This window comes from Methanosaeta sp. UBA458, from assembly GCF_002496085.1.
GTDB classification, from domain to species: Archaea; Halobacteriota; Methanosarcinia; order Methanotrichales; family Methanotrichaceae; genus Methanothrix; species Methanothrix soehngenii.
In genome coordinates this window covers 1-917 of record NZ_DAIK01000147.1, presented here as the reverse complement: position 1 = coordinate 917, position 917 = coordinate 1, and the positions used below count along the sequence as shown (strand labels likewise).

At 53.4% G+C, this 917-nt stretch carries 1 protein-coding gene; it reads right to left on the bottom strand.

Annotated elements, in window-relative coordinates; all coding sequences use genetic code 11:
* A partial coding sequence (locus tag BP822_RS11095) for a hypothetical protein (protein ID WP_286878296.1) occupies positions 1 to 740 on the bottom strand: 740 nt, incomplete at its 3' end.
* Positions 741 to 917: the final 177 nt, after the last annotated feature.

The following is a 917-nucleotide window of genomic DNA, read 5'->3' as shown; positions in this document are numbered from 1 at the left end:
GCGGGGGACATGGTTGGGTCTGCATTCGCCTGCGAGCCATTTCCCAGAGGAGAGGGGCTAGGGAGCGATTGGATCCTGCGCCTCCTGATGATCACCCCCAGAACGGATCCTATGGCCAGAATGAATGCCCCAGCAAGGAGCAAGATGAGACTGATATCAGAGCCGGGATAGCCGGGAGGAAGGCCTGGGGGGATGGCAGGAAGAGAGAAGGGTGCTGATCCCGCAGCCAAGGTTTGCTGATACTGAATGGATATCGAGGGATCCTGCACCTCATAACCCTGCACATCCGCCACAAGGGAATCATTGAAGGCGGAGAGATGATACTGGAGGCCTAAAGAGGCATTGATCTGGCCCAGGCGCATATCACCGGGCAGATAAAAGGTGATCCTGTAGTCCTCGAATAATCCTTTTGCATCCAAGTTTAGAGTCCAGACCTGGCTTGTCTTTGCGGTCAGGCCGTCGGTGAGGGCATAAAGCCGATGAGTATCGTTCTCATACTGGTACTCCGAGGTAGCGAGAAAATCCAGGCCGGAGATATTATCCGCATAGCCGGTAACCAGGGCCTTTCCCGCTGGGTCCAGATAGACATTGAGAATGAGGCTATCCTGGGTGGATGCCTCCTCCATTCCAAGAGAGAGGGAGAGGAGAAGAAATAATGTGGATATGCCGAGCAGGAAAATGCTGGCCAGGACAGCGAATTGCCAGCGGTGAGTACGTCTCCTGTCGATCCAACTTATCATAGCGTATACCATCTTTAGCCTGGATCTATTTAAAATCACTTTTTTCCTGGCCGATCCGGCAGGCTACAGGCATCCTCCAGCCCTCTCCAAAGCTTTTATCGATCACCTTAAGTCCGAGAGCGGCCTGAACCCTCTTGAATTCAGCGTTCTTGACCAGGGATATGACCCTGTCCACCA